The 18,755-nt window shown below is 72.3% G+C and carries 17 protein-coding genes; 9 read left to right on the top strand and 8 right to left on the bottom strand.

All coding sequences use genetic code 11. From position 1 onward, the window contains the following. Window positions 1–3: 3 nt before the first annotated feature. On the bottom strand, window positions 4–1,971 hold the full coding sequence (locus tag IE244_RS38360; RefSeq protein ID WP_191878200.1) for an RICIN domain-containing protein: 1,968 nt from the start codon (window positions 1,969–1,971) through the stop codon (window positions 4–6). A gap of 289 nt (window positions 1,972–2,260) precedes the next feature. Between IE244_RS38360 and galU the strand changes: the two genes are divergently transcribed. Then, entirely contained in the window at window positions 2,261–3,214 is a 954-nt protein-coding gene (galU, locus tag IE244_RS38355; RefSeq protein WP_191878199.1) for a UTP--glucose-1-phosphate uridylyltransferase GalU, read from the top strand. Window positions 3,215–3,266: 52 nt separating this feature from the next. Here the strand turns inward: galU and IE244_RS38350 are convergent, their stop codons facing one another. Then, window positions 3,267–3,725, bottom strand: coding sequence for a DUF4442 domain-containing protein (locus IE244_RS38350; RefSeq protein ID WP_229854697.1), 459 nt, complete (start codon window positions 3,723–3,725; stop codon window positions 3,267–3,269). Window positions 3,726–3,941: 216 nt separating this feature from the next. Between IE244_RS38350 and IE244_RS38345 the strand changes: the two genes are divergently transcribed. Further along, window positions 3,942–4,952, top strand: coding sequence for a DUF8017 domain-containing protein (locus IE244_RS38345; RefSeq protein WP_191878198.1), 1,011 nt, complete (start codon window positions 3,942–3,944; stop codon window positions 4,950–4,952). Between the two features lie 78 nt (window positions 4,953–5,030). On the opposite strand, the gene IE244_RS38340 is transcribed toward IE244_RS38345, so the two are convergent. From IE244_RS38340 to IE244_RS38320, 5 genes are all read right to left on the bottom strand, one after another. After that, the gene (locus tag IE244_RS38340) at window positions 5,031–7,598 is read right to left on the bottom strand and encodes a discoidin domain-containing protein (protein ID WP_229854695.1); all 2,568 of its coding nucleotides are present in this window, start codon (window positions 7,596–7,598) and stop codon (window positions 5,031–5,033) included. A gap of 124 nt (window positions 7,599–7,722) precedes the next feature. Next, entirely contained in the window at window positions 7,723–8,004 is a 282-nt protein-coding gene (locus IE244_RS38335; RefSeq protein WP_191878196.1) for a hypothetical protein, read from the bottom strand. A gap of 80 nt (window positions 8,005–8,084) precedes the next feature. Then, window positions 8,085–8,930, bottom strand: a complete 846-nt coding sequence (locus IE244_RS38330) for a spermidine synthase (protein WP_191878195.1) — start codon at window positions 8,928–8,930, stop codon at window positions 8,085–8,087. Between the two features lie 96 nt (window positions 8,931–9,026). Continuing rightward, complete coding sequence (gene tuf / locus IE244_RS38325) at window positions 9,027–10,208, bottom strand: elongation factor Tu (protein ID WP_191878194.1); 1,182 nt, start codon at window positions 10,206–10,208, stop codon at window positions 9,027–9,029. Between the two features lie 305 nt (window positions 10,209–10,513). Beyond that, window positions 10,514–11,236, bottom strand: a complete 723-nt coding sequence (locus tag IE244_RS38320) for a DNA alkylation repair protein (RefSeq protein WP_191878193.1) — start codon at window positions 11,234–11,236, stop codon at window positions 10,514–10,516. 261 nt (window positions 11,237–11,497) lie between these two features. Here IE244_RS38320 and IE244_RS38315 point away from each other — a divergent pair, with 261 nt between their 5' ends. Further along, window positions 11,498–12,649: a glutathione-independent formaldehyde dehydrogenase gene (locus IE244_RS38315; RefSeq protein WP_191878192.1), complete on the top strand. Its 1,152-nt coding sequence runs from the start codon at window positions 11,498–11,500 to the stop codon at window positions 12,647–12,649. 104 nt (window positions 12,650–12,753) lie between these two features. Continuing rightward, a complete protein-coding gene (locus IE244_RS38310; RefSeq protein WP_191878191.1) occupies window positions 12,754–13,605 on the top strand; it encodes a TVP38/TMEM64 family protein in 852 nt (283 codons plus the stop codon). A gap of 39 nt (window positions 13,606–13,644) precedes the next feature. Here IE244_RS38310 and IE244_RS38305 read toward each other — a convergent pair whose 3' ends face one another. Then, window positions 13,645–14,814, bottom strand: coding sequence for a thiolase family protein (locus IE244_RS38305; protein ID WP_191878190.1), 1,170 nt, complete (start codon window positions 14,812–14,814; stop codon window positions 13,645–13,647). A gap of 124 nt (window positions 14,815–14,938) precedes the next feature. On the opposite strand from IE244_RS38305, the gene IE244_RS38300 reads away from it, so the two are divergent. The 5 genes from IE244_RS38300 to IE244_RS38280 all read left to right on the top strand — a co-directional run bounded on the left by IE244_RS38300 (window position 14,939) and on the right by IE244_RS38280 (window position 18,700). Beyond that, a complete protein-coding gene (locus IE244_RS38300) occupies window positions 14,939–15,409 on the top strand; it encodes a winged helix-turn-helix transcriptional regulator (RefSeq protein ID WP_191878189.1) in 471 nt (156 codons plus the stop codon). Window positions 15,410–15,759: 350 nt separating this feature from the next. Beyond that, entirely contained in the window at window positions 15,760–16,635 is an 876-nt protein-coding gene (locus tag IE244_RS38295; protein ID WP_191878188.1) for an undecaprenyl-diphosphate phosphatase, read from the top strand. 383 nt (window positions 16,636–17,018) lie between these two features. Next, window positions 17,019–17,198: a hypothetical protein gene (locus IE244_RS38290; RefSeq protein WP_191878187.1), complete on the top strand. Its 180-nt coding sequence runs from the start codon at window positions 17,019–17,021 to the stop codon at window positions 17,196–17,198. A 229-nt stretch (window positions 17,199–17,427) separates the two neighbouring features. Then, the gene (locus IE244_RS38285; protein WP_191878186.1) at window positions 17,428–17,991 is read left to right on the top strand and encodes a dihydrofolate reductase family protein; all 564 of its coding nucleotides are present in this window, start codon (window positions 17,428–17,430) and stop codon (window positions 17,989–17,991) included. Window positions 17,992–18,094: 103 nt separating this feature from the next. Beyond that, window positions 18,095–18,700, top strand: a complete 606-nt coding sequence (locus IE244_RS38280; RefSeq protein ID WP_191878185.1) for a TetR/AcrR family transcriptional regulator — start codon at window positions 18,095–18,097, stop codon at window positions 18,698–18,700. Window positions 18,701–18,755 lie beyond the last annotated feature (55 nt).

Here is an 18,755-nt window from a genome sequence, read left to right as displayed (position 1 = left end):
GGATCAGCCGAGCCGCCTGCCCACGGCCGCCGGTACGGCGATGACGGCGCCGGGGTCCGGCGGCGGCAGGCGCACCGCGTCCGGCCGCGGTACGCCGTGTACCGCGCCCGGCCGAAGGGCGTCGCGCAGAGTGCGCAGCGCCGCGCCGGGCGGCACCGCCCCGGGCCGTCGCCGGCCGTGGTCGGCGCGGACCGGGGCGATCCGGGTCTCGTGCACCGCTCCCGACTCCCCCGGCGCTCCCCCGTCACCGTTCTGCCTCCGGGAACGATCCGCCTGCGGCGCCCGTCCCCGTGAAAGGGCCGCATGCGGCGCCCCGTCGGCGCGTCCCTGCACGTGCCCCGGCTTCCAGTTCCCGGGCGTGCCCGCGCCGCCCGTTCCCCGGGCCCCGCCCGGAGCACCGGGACCGTCTGGAGCACCGGCACCGTCCGGATCGCCCGGCCCGCCCGGCGCCGCGTCAGGCCGCCGCAGCCCGCCCCCACCAGGTTCCAGCACCCAGCGCTGTTCCGGCGAGCCGTCGCGCGCCGCCAGCCCGACACGGGCGGAGGAACCGGAGTCCGCAGCGAGCGCGAGGCCCCCGGGGCGGCGGAGCAGGATCTCGCCGCGCACGGTGAGGTCGTAGGCCACCTCTCCGGCGTGCACGACGCATCCGGCCAGCACGACACTCTTCGACGCGGGGTCGGCGTCCAGGCACAACGACGGGTCGGCGGCGCTGCGCAGCAGCCCGTCGTCCCGGTACGACCACTGTGCGGCGGCCGGCGAGCACGGTGCGAGCGCGATGCCCGCGCCCGCCTCGACGGTGTTCCCGCGCACGTCCAGGCAGCGGCCCGAGGCGAGCTCGCGCAGGCTGCCGTGGGCCACCTCCACGGGGCCGCCGGCCGAGGGGGAGGTGACGGATCGGGCGCCACCCGGGCGCGTGGTGTGGCCGGCCGGGGCGCCCCAGGTGGCGCCGGGCGCGGGGACAGCGTTGTCGTCGGACCAGCTCCTGACCACGAGGACGGTGGCGAGCAGCACGAGCGAGGTCAGTCCGACGCCGACGGCCAGGGCCGTGCGGTGGCGTCCGCCGGTCCCGGTGCGGTGCCTGCCGCCGGTCCTGGCCCCCTCCGGCTCGGGGGCCGGTGCGGGCGGCGCCTCCTCGGCGGTGTCGCGGGCCGGCCGGGAGTCGAGGTAGCGGCGGGCCCCCCAGCCGAGGACGGTCTCGGCGAGCAGGAGCCCCGGCCTGGTGTCGAACAGCACGAAGGTCTCGGCGGCGTGCCGGCAGTAGGCGCAGACCGTCAGATGCCGCCGCACATCCGGCAGCAGGGTGCCGCCCCGGCGCATCGGAACGTCGAGGAGCCGGTTGTAGAAACGGCATTCCCTGGAGGGCGCGAGTTCCCGGTGGGCGCGTACGCAACCGGCGCGGAATTGCGCGCGGGCCTGCTCCAGGGCGGCCGCGGCGGTGGCCGGGCCGATCCCCAGGAGACCAGCGGGAATGTTTATCGGCTCCGCTTCGACCTCGGTGTGCCACAGAAGGCATTGCGAGGCGGCGGGAAGGGCCCGGAATGCGCGTTCGGCGAGTTGTCGCCTTTCCGGCGTTCCGGGCTTTGTCGCGCGCAGTCCGCGACCGCCGGCGGGTTTGCGCAATTCCGGCAGGGTCGCGCAGGCCGCGTCGTCGTCCGCCCAGGCGCGGACGATGTCGCGGACGGCGACCAGCAGGTGCGGGCGCAGGGCGCCGCCGACCGCCCCGCCCGCCATGCGGCCGAGGACGTCGTGGAAGGCGGCGGTGGCCACGAGGTGGGCGGTGGGACAGGCAGAGGTCAGACAGACCACGGCGTAGTCGCGGGCGGCCCGCCAGTGGCGGGCCAGCAGCAGGGCGACGGCGTGGTGGCGGGCGGGGTGCGGGCCGCCGAGCAGGGCGGCGAGGTTGCGGTCGGACTCCCCGGTCGGACCGGGCAGCGGGGGGTACGGCGGGCGTGGGGGGTGAGGGGACTGCACGGAACCATTTCCTTTCCAGCCGCAGGACCGCACACAAAATGCCGTCCTGTCGGAAGGCAGTGCCGAATTGGTGCATACCTAAAGGGCCGGCCGTGGCGTTCGACGCCCACCTCGACCCTCCCGCGGGGAGGCTCACCTTCGCACACGCGGCTGACAGGAAACAAGAAGTTCGATTGACTCGGCATCAAGCTCGCCGAAATTCAAGGGAGTTACCGGCGGTATCACTTCCACAGCCGGTTCCCATGATTCTCCGGGCGCGCTCTCATCCTGGTCCGCCACCATGGCCCGCATGATCGCTTCGTACTCCACGGCGACCCCCGCCGGCCCCCGCACGGTCCGCAAGGCGGTCGTTCCGGCCGCCGGGCTCGGCACCCGGTTCCTGCCCGCGACCAAGGCCACCCCGAAGGAGATGCTGCCGGTCGTCGACAAGCCGGCCGTCCAGTACGTCGTCGAGGAGGCGGCCGCGGCCGGTCTCGACGACATCCTGATGGTGACGGGCCGGCACAAGCGCGCGATCGAGGACCACTTCGACCACGCCTTCGAACTGGAGCAGGCACTGGCATCCAAGGGCGACACCGTGCGCCTGGACGCGGTGCGCGATCCGGCGCGGCTCGCCGCCATCCACCACATCCGCCAGGGCGATCCGCTGGGCCTCGGCCATGCCGTGCTGTGCGCCCGCCACCACGTCGGGAACCAGCCCTTCGCGGTACTCCTGGGTGACGATCTGATCGATCCGCGCGAGACCCTGCTGAGCCGCATGCTGGAGGTCCGCGAGCGGTACGCGGGCAGTGTGGTCGCGCTGACGGAGGTCGCCCCGGAACAGGTCCACCTCTACGGCTGCGCGGCGGTGGAGCCCGTCGGCGAGGAGGGTGTCGTACGGGTGACGGGGCTGGTGGAGAAGCCGGCGCGCGAGGCCGCCCCGAGCCGGTACGCGGTCATCGGCCGCTATGTCCTGGACCCGGCCGTGTTCGACGTCCTGGAGCGCACCCCGCCGGGCCGCGGCGGCGAGATCCAGCTGACCGACGCCCTCCAGGACCTCGCGACGGACGGCACGGTGCACGGGGTCGTGTTCGACGGTCTGCGCTACGACACCGGCGACAAGGCCGACTACCTGCGCACGGTGGTCCGGCTGGCCTGCGCCCGCCCGGATCTCGGACCCGGGTTCGCCGACTGGCTCAGGGAGTTCGTGCGGGAACTGGAGGACGGCGCGCGGGGCACCCGGAAGGGCCGCCGGGCCGCCTGAGAGGACGACGAGAGGGGCCCCGCACGCACGGGGCCCCTCTCCAAGTGCCGTGTCAGTCCTGCTGGTTGGGACGCAGCGTCCAGACGACGGTCATCTCGCCCGTGACGGCGCCGTCCGCGCGCCGGATCTCGATCGTCACCGGGAACTCGGGGCGCTGCCCCGCGTCCAGTTCGGCGACGACCTCGGCGGCCGGACGGCCCAGCGTCGCGGTCGCGGTGACGGCACCCATCGCCAGCTTCTTGTAGGCGATGTCGGCACGCACGGCGAGCGGCACCGCGCGGGAGAGCTGGTCCCCGAAGGCGGCCAGCACGATGGCCCCGCTGGCCGACTCCCCGAGCGTGAACATCGCACCGGCGTGCGGCCCGCCCACGTGGTTGTGGTACGCGCCCTGGTCCGGCAGGGAGACCACGGCCTGGTCCGCGGTGGTCTCCAGGAACTCCAGGTTCAGCGTCCGGGCCATGGGCACGGTGGCGGCGAGCATCTCGCCGATCGACATCTGGTCTGCGCTCATGCCGCCATGTTACTCATGAGTAGCAGAATCTGACCAGCACCGGCCGCCGCACATCCCTCACCGCCGCGACCCGGGAAGGGCCTCGCCCGGACCCCGACGGGCGGCTTCGCCACGATCCGGCAGGGGGTCCGCCACGGCCTCGGCAAGGCCTTCGCAACGACCCTGACGAGGGCCGGTGACCGAACCGTGTCCCGGGCCGCACTAGGGTTACTGGCCATGTGGCCAGATCAGCAGCCGCCAGGGGGCGCGCCGAACCCGCAGAACAACCCGTACCAACAGCCGGGTTACCAGCAGCCGAACCCGTACCAGCAGCCCGGGTACCAGCAGTATCCGCAGGCCGGGCAGTACGGTCAGCAGTCGCAGTGGGGGCAGCAGCAGCCCACCGCACCTGTCCCGCAGCCCCCGCAGGGCGGCGGGCGCACGAAACTGATCGCGATCCTCGCGGCCACGGCGGTCGTGGTCGCCGCCGGCGTGACCGGCTATCTGGTCCTCGGCTCGAAGGACGACAAGGACGGCAAACACGACACCGCCGGCGGCAAGGGCGGGCAGCACGCGAGCCAGTCCGCCGGAGATCCCTCGGCCTCCTCGTCCGCGACCGACGACCCCCGGGGCACCCAGACCGAAAAGCCGACCGTCCCCGGATGGCGGGCCGTGGTGAACGCCAAGTGGGGCATCGCCTACGACGTGCCCGCGGACTGGCAGGTCGACAAACCGGGCGCCGCGATCATCTTCAACTTCCCGAAGGGCGAGGCGAACACGGGCATCACCATGTCGGGCCTCGGCGAGTACAAGCCCACCTGGTGCACGTCCGACGACGACAAGGACGGCCGTACCGAGGACACCCAGCTGGCGGCCGTGGGCGCGAAGGGCGCCAGCGGCGCCAAGAACACGGACGAGATCGCCATCAACACGCCGGCCTGGTGGGTCTACGGCGCCTACACCATGCCGGACAAGAAGAGCCTCACGTGGGACCAGAAGGCGACCCCCTTCACGACCGCTTCGGGCGTCCAGGGCAGCTACGCGTGGGCCCAGTCGCACAACACCCCGCGCAAGGGCAAGTGCGTCACCGACGGCCAGGCACTCACGTTCGGCTTCAAGAACGCGGCCAACGACTATGTGTCGTTCGACTACTTCGGGGCCACGGGCGTGAAGGACGCCATCTCCAGGGCGACCGTCCTGAAGATCCTCAGCACCGTCCGGCTGCACGGAAGTCCGACACACGAGTGAGCCGTCGTCGTGTGCCGCCCCGCCACGACACGGCGGGCCGGCACACGACCGTCCCTGCCCACGCGTGCCCGATCGGCCTCAGCGGGTGGCGGCGGAGGTGACGGTGACGATCGCGGCCTTGCCGGGGACGCCGTGCTGGTCGAGCGCGAAGAGCATGTACGTGCCGGGGAGTACCACGCCGGAGTCGGCCGGGACGGCGAGATCGTACGTGGTGGCGCCGGTCTTGCGGGGTGTCAGCGGTATGCGGCGCTGGTCGTTGTCGACGGCGTGGGTCGCGGCTCCGGCCCGGATCAGGGCGAACGTGTCGACGGGCACGTCGGTCGTCACGGTCAGCTGCTGCCCGGGCGCGACCTGGGCGGGAACGGTACCGACGAAGCGGGGCCGGGGCTTTTCGGTCCCGTCGGGGTTGAGGAGGGAGGGCGGGGTGAAGATCGCCCCGTCTTCGTGGTTGGTCTGGCAGTCGCCGCACAGGCCACCGCCTCCGGTGAAGACACGTCCGTCGGGCAGCAGGTTGGCGACGCTGTGGTAGTTGCGCGGGACGGCCATGGACGCCATGGGCGTGAAGCGGCCGGTCGCGGGATCCCAGATCTCGGGGGTCAGGGCCGAGTGCTCGTCGCTGAAGGGCTTGGCATAGGACTGCCCGCCGAAGACCGCGACCTTTCCGTCGGGCAGCACGACACCGTTGGCGAAGGAGCGGGCGTAGGACATGTCGCCGGTGCGGGCGCTGACGGGCCTGCCGTCGCGGCCGGTCACGTCGACGGTGTAGGCGCGGTTGGTGGCCGTCACGTTCTCGTACGCCGTGGCGCCGCCCAGGGTGAGGAGCTTGCCCACGTCGTAGGCGACGGCGTCACCGTTCATCGCGTCGAGGCTGTCGGCACGGGTACCGGCCGAGGTGATGCTGCCGTCGCCGTCGGTGGATATCCAGTTGAGCTGCTTGCTGGGGCCGAGCTGCAGGACGCGTCCCTGGGACGTGGCGTACAGCCATGCGTGGTTGTCCGCGCGGTAGGGGCCCGCCGGATCGGCGGTCAGGATGGGGGTGACCGGCACGCCGGGCAGTCTGCGCCAGGTGCCCGTGGCGGCCGACCAGACCTCGCCCCCCTTGTCCGGGGCGTTGCCCTGCTGCCAGGAACCCCCGATGACGAACGCGTCACCGCCCGGCAGCAGGGTCATCGCCTGGTAGCCGCGCGCGATGTTCATGTCGCCGGTGGAGGTCCACTTGTCGGCGACGGGGTCGTAGATGCTGGCGCGCGAGGCGTCGCTGCCCCCGGTCACCAGCACCCGGCCGTCGGCGAGGAGGGCGATGCCCGGACAGAACATGTCGTGTTTGGTGTTGTCCACGCGGCGCTGAGTGATCTTGCCGGTGGTCAGGTCCATGAGGGCGGTCTGGGTGTAGCCGTTGCTTCCGCCGAAACGGTCGGGGGCGTAGGCGGACCAGGCCAGGAGTTTGTTGTTGGGCAGTACGGCGGTGGCCACCGGCACCAGCGGGAAACCGATCACGGGGCTCCAGCTGCCGTTGACGGAGGGGTCGGCGGGGCCGCTCAGGCGCACTTCCGCCGCCGAGGTCCACGGTCCGCGCCCGCCGGCCTCGGTGAGGGCGGTCAGACGCACGTAGCGGGCGGTGACGGGCTGGCTGAACGTGGCGCCCTTGGCGGTGTCGTCGTCCTTCCAGGACCCGGTCGCCACGGGCTCCCCGAAGGTGGTGCCGTTCACACTGGTGGTGATCGAGAACTGGCCCGTCCGGCCGTTGGGGCCGTCCGGACGCGGCTCGTAGGTGAGACCTGAGACGACCGCCGTGCGGTGCATGTCGATGGTGATGCTGTGCGGCAGCGACGGGGCGTCACCCGAGAACCGCGTGTGCCACAGGGTGCGGGGGTCGCCGTCCAGCGCGTTCTGGGCGCGGTAGCCCCCCGCCTGGGTCTCCTCGCTGTCGGCGGTGGCGGTCCACCCGTCGCGCGGCAGGTCGGCACCGGACGCCGGTCCGCCCGGGTCCCCGAGCAGGTTGATCTCGGCAGCCGAGGCCCACGGTCCGCGCCCGCCGGCCTCGGAGCTGACGGTCAGCCGCACATAGCGGGCGCGGGCGGTGGCGAATCGCAGCGTCTTGGTGGTCGCGTCGTCGGCCAGGGTGCCCGTGGCCACGGGCTTGTCCCAGCCCTTGCCGTCGCCGCTCAGGGAGATGGCGTACTCGCCGATCCGGCCGTCGGGGCTGCCGTCCTGGCGCGGCTGGTAGACCACGCCCGAGACGACGTCGGTGCGGTGCATGTCGATGGTGAGGGTGTGCGGCCGCGGTGGTCCGGCACCGGACCACGTGGACTGCCACAGGGTGCCGGAGTCGCCGTCGAGCACGTTCTGGGCCTGCTCGTGGCTCGCCTGGGTCCCCTCGCCGTCGGCGGTGGCGGTCCAGCCCTTCCGCGACAGGGTGGGGGCGGAGGGCGCCATGGCCGACTCGGGAACGACCTCGCCATGGACTCCCGGGGGCATCGGCGTGTGCCCCCCGGGTGGCGGGTCCGTGCCTCGTCCGACGGTCGCGTGGTGCGCCGCGGTGGAGTCCGGCTGTGTCAGCGCGAGGGTCGCCGCCGCGCAGAGCAGCAGCACGAGGCCGGTGGCGCGCGACGCGACCCCTCGTATCCTGCCTGGCGCACCTGTCATGACGCCTCTCCGAACGGTGGGATGCGGGTCGCACGGGTGCGGACCCGGGGGAAGAAGCGGGGCGTCCCGCCCCGTCGGTGCCTCGGCGGGGCGGGACGCGGTCCGAATGGCGGTGGGTCGTCCGTCAGTTGCAGAGGAGCACGATGAGACCTTCGCAGTCGTCATCGCCGTAGTCGCCGCCACCACGCTGGGCTTCGGGTGCGCGGTGGCCGTGGGCCGGGGCCGGTGTCACGCCCGTGGTCTGGGCGGCCGCGTGCGGGGCGGGGGTCGCGGCCGATGCCGCGTTCGCCGTGCCCGCCAGCCAGGTCATGCCCAGGGCGGCGCTGACGGCACTCACCGCGCATATTCGCGGCATGCGGGAAAGGAGTCGGGGGTACTTGGCGGGGTTCACCTGTGCAGTGTTCATGGACTCACCATGCACGCCCTCACGATCGAATTCGCCCCGAGCGCAGCCGACTGGGGGAGCCGCGATTCGGGTGACGCCGGTCAGCCGATGCCGAACGCCCCGTCGGGCGGCTGGGGTGACGGCACCGCGTCGGCGTCCTCGACCGCCCGCGCGGAGCCGGTGAACTCCCGTACCGCCGCCCCGTGTTCGACCCGGGCCGGAAAGGCGTCCGCCGCGGCACGACGGGCCACGGCGGCGGTGTCGAGGGGGCGGTGCGCGGCCACGAGCACCGCGTTCCCGAACCGCCGCCCGCGCAGCACGGCGGGCTCGGCGATCAGGGCCAGCTCCTCGAAGACGGCCGCGAAGGTGGCCAGTTGGGAGCGCAGGAACCCGAACGGCGTCGCGTCGGCGAGGTTGGCCAGATAGACCCCGCCGGGACGCAGCACCCGTTCGGCCTCACGGGCGTAGGCGAGCGTGGTCAGGTGCGCCGGCACCCGGGACCCGCCGTACACGTCGGCGACGAGCACATCGGCATGATCGTCCGGGGCCGTCTCCAGCCAGGCCCGGGCGTCGGCCGCGTGCAGCGCGACGCCCGAGCCCGCCGGCAGCGGCAGATGCTCGGCGACCAGCTCCAGCAGCCCCCGGTCGGCCTCGACGACCTCCTGCCGCGAGCCCGGCCGGGTGGCCGCGACATAGCGCGGCAGGGTGAGCGCCCCTCCGCCGAGGTGCAGCACATCCAGCGGCCGTCCCGCTTCGCCGACGGTGTCCAGGACGTAACCGATCCGGCGTGCGTACTCGAACTCCAGATGCGTCGGCTCGTCCAGGTCCACGTACGACTGCGGTGCCCCGTCGACCGTCAGCAGCCAGGCCCGCTCGCGGTCGACGTCGGGCATCAGTTTGGCGGTGCCGTGGTCCGTGCGGCGGGTGTGGGGTATGGGTTCGCTCACCTCCCCATTGTGCCCGGTGGCAGCGCCCCTCCGAAGGCGCGGGGAACGGCGCGACCGGCCGCGACGGCCCCGCTGTCCCCCGCGCGCGCCCCGGCCTCACCCCACCGCGGACACGGTCCCCGCACCGACGGTCCGTCCGCCCTCACGGATGGCGAACCCGAGCCCCGGCTCCAAGGGGATCTCCCGTCCCAGTTCGACGGTCATCTCCACCGTGTCCCCCGGCCGGGCGAACCCGGCCGCCCCCAGGTCGACATCGCCCACCACATCCGCCGTACGGATGTAGAACTGCGGCCGGTACCCGCTCGCGACCGGCGTCGTACGGCCCCCCTCACGCCCCGACAGCAGATACACCCGCGCCGAGAACCTCCGGGCCGGCACCACGCTCCCCGGCGCCGCCACGACATGCCCCCGCCGGACCGCGTCCCGCGGCACACCCCGCAGCAGCACCGCCACGTTGTCCCCGGCCTGAGCCTCCTCCATCGGTTTGCCGAAGGTCTCCAGACCGGTGACCACGCTCTCCACGTCGGCGCCGAGCACGGACACCCGGTCCCCCAGGCGGAGCGTCCCCCGCTCCACCGCGCCCGTGACGACCGTGCCCCGCCCGGTGATGGTGAGGACGTTCTCCACCGGCAGCAGGAACGGCGCGTCCAGATACCGCTCCGGCATGGGCACGTACGTGTCCACCGCGTCGAGCAGCGCCTCGATCGACGCCGTCCAGCGCGGGTCGCCCTCCAGCGCCCTGAGGCCCGAGACCCGTACCACCGGGACCGAGTCGCCGGCGTAGCCCTGGGCGGTGAGCAGGTCGCGGACCTCCAGCTCGACGAGGTCGATGAGTTCCGCGTCGTCCGTGCCGTCTGCCTTGTTGAGCGCCACGACGATGTGGTCGACGCCCACCTGCCGGGCGAGCAGCACGTGTTCGGCGGTCTGCGGCATGATCCCGTCGAGCGCGGAGACGACGAGGATCGCCCCGTCGAGCTGCGCCGCGCCGGTGACCATGTTCTTGACGTAGTCGGCGTGACCGGGCATGTCCACGTGGGCGTAGTGCCGGGTGTCGGTCTCGTACTCGACGTGTGCGATGTTGATGGTGATGCCGCGGGCGGCCTCCTCCGGGGCCCGGTCGATGCGGTCGAACGGAACGTACCGGGTGCCGCCGCCGGTGCCGCGCGCGGCGAGGACCTTGGTGATGGCGGCGGTCAGGGTGGTCTTGCCGTGGTCGACGTGACCCATGGTGCCGATGTTCAGGTGCGGCTTGGTGCGCACGTAGGCCGTTTTGGACATGGCTGTACCTCGAAGCCTCTGCTCGTCGTACGGGAATGCGGGACCCCGAGGGACTGGCCGACCGACCCTCCCCCTGCGGGGTCCGCCGGACGTTCCGGAGAGGGTCAGCTTCGGGCGCCGTCGCCAGCGGCCACGAGGAGCGGGACGGCAGCCTTCGGCGCATCCGCGACGGCGGATGCTGCGAGGAGGAAGGCGTACCGGAACATGCCGTCGATCATCGTCGACGGGGTGTCCGGAGTCGAATGGTTTTTCCCCGGTGCGCGGTTCGGCCGGCGGCCCCGCCCGCCGGGCCGTCCCGGGCGGGTTCAGGCCCCGATGTTCTTCAGCGCCTCCCGCACGGTCAGCGGCGCGAACCGGCCCCGCTCCCGCGTCAGGAAGGCCCGTACGGCCTCCGGGTCGGTCTTGGCGTACTCGCGCAGCGCCCAGCCGATGGCCTTGCGGATGAAGAAGTCGGGGTGTCCGGACTGCAGCAGGCAGTAGGTGAACAGCCGTTCGCTGTCGGTGCGTTCCTTGTAGGGCAGCTGGTGGAGCAGGGCGGTGCGGGCCACCCACAGGCTGTCGTCGGTGATCCAGGCGTCCATGGCGGCGGTGAGCGCCGGGTCGGCGGCGACCAGCCTTCCGACGACGTGTGCGGCGAGCAGATCGACGGTGTCCCACCAGGGGACGGTCGTGACGAGATGGCGGGCCACCGGAAGGAAGCCGGAGGTGCACCGCGCCGCGTGCCGGCGCAGGTAGTCCACGGCGAAGTAGTGGTACTCACGCTCAGGCAGGGCCCAGCAGCGCAGCGCGAGCGCGGTGCAGTCGGCCTCGGCGGGCCGGGGCGTGCCGGCGAGGACGCCACGGGAGAGAGTGCGGCGCGCCGGGGTGGGAATGCCGAGGAAGGGCGCCACGTCCTTCATGTACGCCCGCATCGCGGCGGCCCGCCCGGGGTCGGCGGCGCCCGTGAACACGGCCGTCAGCCGCTCCAGCACGGTGTCGGCGAGTGCGCTGCGCGGGACCCGCGGCGGGGCCGCACCGGTGAGGGTCATGGGAGGAACCCTACTGTCGAATACGCGTTCGCATCCAGCGTCGCACAGCGTGGCGTGGCGCCTCCGGTGGCAGGGGTGACGGGGGTTGCACCCCCCGCCGAGCGGGCGTTACCTGGAAGTACCGGCGGTGAAGCGGGCACATGGGGCCACGGCGCAGTCCGAGGGCCCGCGCCTTCCGGGTGTGTCCCGCGCGTGCGTCCTCCTCGGCAGCGGCCCCCTCCTCGTCGCCGCCGTCCAGCGCTCGACGCGGAGGTGACAGAGGTGAAAGCGGTCGTCTACGAAGAGCCCTTCAGCGTGGCGGTGAAGGACGTCCAGGACCCTCAGATCCAGCATCCCAACGATGTGCTCGTACGGGTCACGTCGTCCGCCATATGCGGCTCGGACCTGCACATGTACGAGGGCCGTACGGCGGCCCAGTCGGGCATCGTCTTCGGACACGAGAACCTCGGCATCATCGAGGAGGTCGGCAGCGGCGTGACCTCCCTGTCCGAGGGTGACCGCGTCGTGATGCCCTTCAACGTCGCCTGCGGCTTCTGCAAGAACTGTCTCGCCGGGAAGACCGGCTTCTGCCTGACGGTGAACCCGGGATTCGCCGGCGGGGCGTACGGCTATGTGGCGATGGGCCCGTACAAGGGCGGCCAGGCCGAGCTGCTGCGGGTGCCGTTCGCCGACTTCAACTGCCTGAAGCTGCCGCCGGGCGAGGAGTTCGAGACCGATTTCGTGCTGCTCGCCGACATCTTCCCGACCGGCTACCACGGTTGCGAACTCGCCCAGGTCTCCCCCGGCGAGAGCGTGGCCGTCTACGGTGCCGGACCGGTGGGGCTGATGGCCGCCTACTCGGCACTGGTGCGCGGTGCGGCGAAGGTCTTCTCCGTCGACCGGGTGCCCGAGCGGCTCGCCAAGGCGGAGGAGATCGGAGCCATCCCCATCGACTTCACCAAGGGCGACCCGGCCGATCAGATCAAGGAACAGACCGGCGGCGAGGGAACCGACAAGGGCGTCGACGCCGTCGGCTACCAGGCCCAGGCGCACGACGCCAGCCACGAGGAACCGGCCATCGTCCTCAACGAGCTGGTCATGACGGTACGGCCGACGGGCATGCTCGGCGTACCGGGGCTGTACGTGCCCTCGGACCCGGGCGGTCCCGACGAGCACGCCAAGCACGGCCAGCTGCTGGTCTCCATCGGCAAGATGTTCGAGAAGGGCCAGCAGATGGGCACGGGTCAGTGCAACGTCAAGCGGTACAACCGCCAGCTGCGCGACCTGATCATCGCCGGGCGGGCCAAGCCCAGCTTCGTGGTCTCCCACGAGCTGCCGCTGGACCAGGCGCCGCAGGCGTACGAGAAGTTCGACAAGCGGATCGAGGGCTACACCAAGGTGGTGCTCCACCCCGGTCACGCGCTCGCCGCGTGAACCACGGGTCACGGGTCCGGGCGCCAGGAGCGCCCGGACCGCTTCGTGGCGAAGACGGGACTTCCTTGACGGCGATCACACATCGTGTCGGTTAGGGTCGCCGGATGCTCGATGCCAACCGCTCTGGCACCGCCACGGCCTCACCCCGGGCCGCCGCCACCGGGCTCGCCGTCCCCGCGGCCGTCCTCACCCCACCCCTCCCCCGCCCAGGAGCCGTCGCTCGCTGCAGGCGCGCGCTGGGATCCCCGCACGCCCGGCTGTCGCTGCTGTTCGCCCTCCTCGCGGGGGCCGGTGCCGCCGTGCTGGTCTTCGAGCCGCAGCGGCTGCTGACCCACGGTTGGCCGCCGCAGCTCGGCGGGCTCGCGGCGGCCGTGGTGTTCACCCTGGCGTACGGGCTGTGCACCGTGGCGTTCGTACCCCGGCCCCTGCTCAACCTGGCGGCGGGCGCGTTGTTCGGCTCACAGCTGGGGCTGACGACGGCGCTGGCGGGCACGGTGCTCGGGGCGGGCGTGGCGTTCGGGCTGGGCCGGGTGCTCGGGCAGGACGCCCTGCGCCCGCTGCTGCGGGGCCGCTGGCTGAGGGCGGCCGACGGACAGCTGAGCCGGCACGGATTCCGGTCCATGCTGGCGGCCCGGCTCTTCCCGGGCGTGCCGTTCTGGGCGGCGAACTACTGCGCCGCCGTCTCCCGGATGCGCTGGTGGCCGTTCCTGCTGGCCACGGCGCTCGGGTCGATCCCGAACACCGCCGCCTACGCGGTGGCCGGCGCCCGCGCCTCGGCGCCGACGTCCCCCGCCTTCCTGATCGCGATGGCCTCCATCGCCGCACCGGCGCTCGCCGGCGCAGTGATCGCCTGGCGCAAACGACACCACCTGCGCAGCCGACAGGCGCCTGCAGGCTCCGCCGCTCCGCCGTCCCCGGCGACAGGGCCGAGGGCCCGGGGGAACGACCGGTCATGACGGCGCGGGGCGGCACTCATCGCCCCGCGGCGCCCACGGTCACACCGCTTCGAGCACCATCGCGTTGGCCAGTCCGCCCGCCTCGCACATGGTCTGCAGACCGTAGCGGGCGCCGCGCTCCCGCATGGCGTGGACCAGGGTGGTGGTCAGCCGCGTGCCGCTCGCGCCGAGCGGGTGGCCGAGCGCGATGGCCCCGCCGTGCACGTTGACCTTGGCCAGGTCGGCACCGGTCTCCTGCTGCCAGGCCAGGACCACGCTGGAGAAAGCCTCGTTGACCTCGAAGAGGTCGATGTCCTCCAGCCGCAGTCCGGCCCGTTGCAGGACCTTCTCGGTCGCGGGGATGACGCCCGTGAGCATCAGCAGCGGGTCGGAGCCGGTGACGGCGAAGCTGTGCAGGCGGGCGAGCGGGCGCAGGCCGAGCCGGGCCGCGGTCTCGCCGGAGGTGATCAGGACGGCGGACGCGCCGTCGTTGACCGGGCTGGCGTTGCCCGCCGTGACGTTCCACTCGATCTGCGGGAAACGCTCGGCGAAACCGGGGTCGTAGTAGGCGGGCTTGAGACCCGCCAGGATCTCTGGGGTGCTGCCGGGCCGTACGCACTCGTCGCGGGTGACGCCCTCCAGCGGCGCGACCTCGGCGTCGAACAGGCCGCCCTGCCACGCGGCGGCGGCCTTCCGGTGCGAGGAGACGGCGAACTCGTCCATCCGCGCCCGGGTCAGTGACCACTTGGCGGCGATCAGCTCCGCGCTGACGCCCTGCGGGACGAGGCCCTCGGGGTAGCGCTCGGCGACACCGGGCCCGAACGGGTCCTTTCCGTCGGGGACGTTGGACCACATCGGCACCCGGCTCATGGACTCCACACCACAGGCCACCACGAGGTCGTACGCGCCCGAGATCACGCCCTGCGCGGCGAAGTGCACGGCCTGCTGGGAGGAACCGCACTGGCGGTCCACCGTGGTCGCCGGGACCGTCTCGGGGAAGCCCGCCGCGAGGACGGCGTACCGGGTGGTGTTCATGGCCTGCTCGCCGACCTGGTCGACGGTGCCGCCGATCACGTCGTCGATCAGCACAGGGTCCACGCCGGAGCGCTCGACCAGGGTGCGCAGGGTGTGGGCGAGCAGCTGCACGGGATGGACGTCGGCGAGGGAGCCGTTCGGCTTGCCCTTGCCGATGGGGGTGCGTACGGCTTCGACGATCACTGCGTCGCGCATGGCGGGGCCTCCTTGGCCGCCTGGCTGTCCGTGGCGGGCCACGACAGCTACCAGTGAGTAGGAAATCCAAACTCACCTTAGCCGGAAGGGTTGGAAAATCAAACCCTCCCCTAGACTGGCCGTCATGGCCGCCACGAAAGACCCGCGCCCCTGCTCCATCGCCGACGCCCTCGCGCTGGTCGGCGAGAAGTACTCCCTGCTCGTCCTGCGCGAGGTGTGCCTGGGCAACGGCCGCTTCGACCAGCTCGTGCGCAACATCGGCGCCCCGCGCGACATCCTGGCCGCCCGGCTGCGCCGGCTCGTGGACGCCGGGATCCTCACCAAGCGCGTCTACAGCGAGCGCCCGCAGCGCTTCGAGTACCGGGCCACGCAGGCGGGACTGGAGCTGGAGCCGGTCCTGATGACGCTGAAGGAGTGGGGCGACCGCCATCTCCGCAGGGGCACCGGCCTGCCCATGGTCGTCGAGCACTCCTGTGGCCACGCGCTGGTCCCGGTCGTCACCTGCCGGGCCTGCGGCGACGAGGTGCGCCACCAGGACCTCACGGCGCACCCGCAGGCCCCGGGCTGGACGCTCACCGGGCCGACGGCGGCGTAACAACTCCCCGCAAGGGGCGCGGGGAACCGCGCGAGCGGCCAGGACGAAGCCGCAGACGCCCAACGGTCCACCGCACCCCTACTGCGGCGTGCGGTACACATCAAGCCGCCCGCACATGCCGAACCGCCCTTGCCCGACGGGCCGCTCGGCCCGCGCCACGGCCTCGCCGAGACGGGCCGCGTCGCCCGACGCCGGCTGGTCCAGATGCCGGCCCTCCGCCACCGCCAGCGCACCGCACCGCGTTCCGCATGAGGACGGTGACCCCGATGCCCCGCCACCCCCGGCGCCCGCTACGCTGACCTCGCCACTTGATCATTCCTTTACCTCTCCGCACTGGGACGCCGCCCTCCATGTCTTGGTTTGAATCCCTCGTCCTCGGCCTCGTCCAGGGGCTGACCGAGTTCCTGCCCGTCTCCTCCAGCGCCCATCTGCGGCTGACGGCGGCGTTCGCGGGCTGGAAGGACCCCGGAGCGGCCTTCACCGCGATCACGCAGATCGGCACGGAGACCGCGGTACTGATCTACTTCCGCAAGGACATCGGCCGGATCGTCTCGGCGTGGTTCCGGTCGCTCTTCGACAAGGCGATGCGCCGGGACCACGACGCGCAGACGGGCTGGCTGGTGATCGTCGGCTCGATCCCGATCGGGCTGCTGGGCGTGACGCTGAAGGACCAGATCGAGGGGCCGTTCCGCGATCTGCGGGTCACCGCCACCATGCTCATCGTGGTCGGCCTGGTCATCGGCGTCGCCGACCGTCTGGCGGCCCGCGACGAGAGCGGCGGCCGGCACCGCGCGCCCAAACAGCGCAAGACGCTGGAGAACCTGGGCGTCAAGGACGGCCTGATCTACGGCCTGTGCCAGGCCTGCGCGCTCATCCCCGGCGTCTCCCGGTCCGGCGCGACCATCAGCGGTGGCCTGTTCATGGGGTACAAGCGCGAGGCCGCGGCCCGCTACTCCTTCCTGCTCGCCATCCCCGCGGTGCTGGCGTCGGGCGCCTTCGAGGTGAAGGACTCGGTGAGCGGGGGGCATGTGGCCTGGGGCCCGACCCTGTTCGCGACGGTCATCGCGTTCGCCTCGGGATACGCGGTGATCGCGTGGTTCATGAAGTGGATCTCCCACAAGAGCTTCATGCCGTTCGTCTGGTACCGCGTGGCCCTGGGAGTCGTCATCATCGCCCTGGTCTCGGCGGGCGTCCTCAGCCCGCACGCGGCGGAGTCGGCGAGCTGAGCCCGGCCGGGATGGGGCGGAGTCGGGCGAACTGAGCCCGGTCGGGACCGACGGCGTCCCGGCTCCTGCCCGGCGGCACCGTTTCGGACATCTCCCGGAACCGGGCGCACTCGAACCGCCCGCCGCTGCGCCCCGACCGCCCGCCACGGCTCCCCAAGTCCCCGCGGCCTGCGCGTTCCATGGCTTCGCCGCCGCCCTACGCCCCTGCCGGCCCCAGCACTTCACCGCCGACGGGCCACTCTGCGCACGACGTCCCGGCACGGCATATGCCGGGTGATCTGGACCGATCTGGGGACGCCGCGACCGGCGACGGTGACCAACCCCATACCTTCCCCGTAGCCGGGCGGTAGCGCAGTGTCAGTGCTTACCCCTAGGCTGTCGGTATGTCCCCCGATTCCCTACCCTCTGGTTCCGTGCGGTCTGCCGCCGAGGTGAACGAGCAGATCCGGGCGCTGTGGCTGCGTGCGGGCGGCATCCTGTCGGCCCAAGAACGCGCGGAGTACGAGCTGTTGGTGGTCGAGTGGGCCGAGGCGATCCGCGGCGAGGTCATCGAGGCGGCCTGACACGGCCCGCCCCCAGGCGCTCAGCAGACTCACGTCCCGGGTTCCGGCCGCCGCCACGCGCGCTCACCCCTTGCGTCGCCGGCTGAGGCCGACCGTGCGGTCCTCGTGGCCGCCATCGGTCCAGGGGTCACCCCGGACGCCGGCCTCTCCGGCTTCACAGACGCGTCACGGTGAGTTTCGCGGTGTTCAGCGGTCGTACTGTCGAACCCGTCACCGAGGAGGACTGCTGATGAGAAGCGTGACCTATTCGATGGGCGTCTCACTTGACGGCTACATCGTCGGGCCGGACGGCGACTTCGACTGGACGGCGCCGGACGAGGACGTCTTTCGCTTCTGGATCGACGAGATCCGAGAGGTCGGCGTCCACCTGATGGGACGACGGCTGTACGAGACGATGCTGTACTGGGAGACCGCCGACCAGGATCCGTCGCTCGACGACTCGATGCTTGAGTGGGCCGCACTCTGGAAGCCGCTCCCCAAGGTGGTGTTCTCCACCACGCTGTCGTCGGTGCAGGGCAACGCCCGCCTGGCTGTCGGCGGTCTGGCGGAGGAGATCGAGCGGTTGCGGGCCGAGCCGGGGGAAGGCGACATCGCGATCGGCGGCGCGACCCTCGCCGCCGAGGCGGCCGCAGCGGGCCTGATCGACGAGTACCGGGCCATGGTCCACCCGGTGCTGGTGGGCGGTGGCATCCCGTTCTTCCCCCGGCACGAGCGCCGGGTGGATCTCGAACTCGTCGAGACCCGCACCTTCAGCGCGAGAGTCGTCTACCTTCGCCACCGCGTGGCGCGCTAGCCGACTCGTCCGCCGAGTTTCGGGAAGAACGCGTCAGCCGGTGAGGCTCGCTCACCGACCGGGCTCCCCGGCCTGGGGTACGATCGACCGTATGGGTAGTGCCATGGCAGATGTCACCGACAAACGCCTCCTGCGCGGTGCCCGGACCCGGAAGGTCGTCCTGGAGCGGGCGGTCGACATCGCCTCGCTCGACGGTCTCGAAGGGCTCAGTTTCGGCCGTCTGGCCACGGACACCGGGCTCAGCAAGGCGGGCATCCAGACACTTTTCAAGTCGAAGGAAGCGCTGCAGCTGGCGGTCATCGACTTCGCTCGCGAGATGTTCGTCGACAACGTCGTGCGTCCGGCCAGGTCCGCGCCGCGCGGCGTCGCACGTCTGCGCGCGCTGCTCGACGCGTGGGTCGACTACGCCTCGACCCCGCTGTTCGCGGGCGGATGCTTCCGGGCCGCGAACCTCGCGGCGTTCGACGGCAGGACCGGGCCCGTCCATGACGCGCTCTTCCGCGACCAGCGGGAGTGGCTCGACGTCATCGCCGGCGAACTGCGGCACGCCCTGGACAGTGGTGAGATCGCGGACCTGGACGTCGAACTCGCCGTCTTCCAGATCGACGCGCTGCTGTGCGCCGCCAACACGGCGCTGCGGCTCGGGGACGACAGCGCGGTGAGCAAGGTCCGCCGCATCGTCGAGGGGCTGTTGACCGCCCCTCGATAGCCCGCGTCGATGCTGCGCCGGTTCCGCGGGCGCGGCTGCGTGCACCTCCTGGCCC

The organism is Streptomyces filipinensis (assembly GCF_014649495.1).
GTDB classification, from domain to species: domain Bacteria; phylum Actinomycetota; class Actinomycetes; order Streptomycetales; family Streptomycetaceae; genus Streptomyces; species Streptomyces filipinensis.
Note: the sequence above shows the minus strand (reverse complement) of the source record. Positions and strands in the feature narration are given on the sequence as shown.